Annotated in this window: 1 protein-coding gene; it reads left to right on the forward strand. The window is 73.6% G+C overall.

Annotation, left to right across the window (positions count from 1 at the left end):
- Nucleotides 1-442: 442 nt before the first annotated feature.
- Nucleotides 443-1,189: an ABC transporter ATP-binding protein gene (locus tag EAO76_RS40840; RefSeq protein WP_148841302.1), complete on the forward strand. Its 747-nt coding sequence runs from the start codon at nucleotides 443-445 to the stop codon at nucleotides 1,187-1,189.
- Nucleotides 1,190-1,258: the final 69 nt, after the last annotated feature.

Genomic DNA, 1,258 nt, shown 5'->3' on the forward strand with positions numbered 1-1,258 from the left:
GGCAGGGGCGGCGGGGGTCCGGGTGTCCGCGACGGCGGCGGGTACCGCCGACAGGAGCAGGGCCGGCCCGAGGGCTCCGACGACCGGCCGGGACAGGATTCTTCGTGGCATCGCGCAGCCTTTCGGGTATGGGGCGGGCGCCCCGGTGGACCCGGGCAAGGCTGGCCGTCCGGTGTCAGGAAGTTGTCGGGAAGCGGTAGTGCTCCGATGAGGAAGGCGTACGGGCCTTCGGTAAAAGGGAATTGATGGATCGTCAGATGCGGGAGGGGGGCTGTCGCCGCTCCGTCCGGGTCCCCGTACCCCGCGCGGTCCCCGCCCGTACCGGTCCGGCCGGCCGGGAAACCGGCTGTGGCCCGCGCCGGTCACCGCCCCGGCGATTGTCCGGCCCGCGTCCATTGCACATACTGGCGGCCGACGGGATCTCGCACGTAGGGGGAGAGACATGACCGAGACCAACGGCCGGACGGGTACGGACGGACAGGGCGGCACCGCCGTCGCCGAGGGACCGACCGGCGGGCCCATGGTCCGGGTCGAGGACCTGCACCGCTCGTACGGCTCCGGCGCCGGGGCCGTCCACGCGCTGCGCGGGGTGTCCTTCGAGGTGCCGCGGGGGGAACTCGTCGCGCTCAAGGGACGCTCGGGTTCCGGCAAGACCACCCTGCTCAACCTGCTCGGCGGGCTCGACCGCCCCGACAGCGGCCGGATCACCATCGACGGCACGGACCTCGCCGAGCTCGGCGAGGACGGACTGCTGGAACTGCGCCGGGACCGGATCGGCTTCGTCTTCCAGTCGTTCGGCCTGATCCCGATCCTGACCGCGGCGGAGAACGTCGGCGTGCCCATGCGGCTGCGCAAGGAGGACCCGCGCGAGCGCGAGGAGCGGGTGGCGCTGCTGCTCTCCCTGGTCGGCCTGGCCGACCACGCGGCCCAGCGCCCCGGCGAGCTCTCCGGCGGCCAGCGCCAGCGCGTCGCGATCGCGCGGGCGCTCGCCAACCGGCCCGCGCTGCTGATCGCGGACGAGCCGACCGGCCAGCTCGACGCGGAGACCGGGCTCGCGGTGATGGAGCTGCTGCGGGCGGTGGTGCGGAGCGAGGGTGTCAGCGCCCTGGTGGCGACCCACGACGCCCAGCTGCTGGGGCTGGCGGACCGGGTGCTGGAGCTGAGCGACGGGCACATCGTCGAGAACTGAGCGACGGGCGGGGACGGCCACCTGATCGACTGGTACCTCTTTGACCTGTCGGGCGGAGCCGACCTTTCC

The sequence above is a fragment of the Streptomyces sp. sk2.1 genome, from assembly GCF_008120935.1.
Taxonomy (GTDB): domain Bacteria; phylum Actinomycetota; class Actinomycetes; order Streptomycetales; family Streptomycetaceae; genus Streptomyces.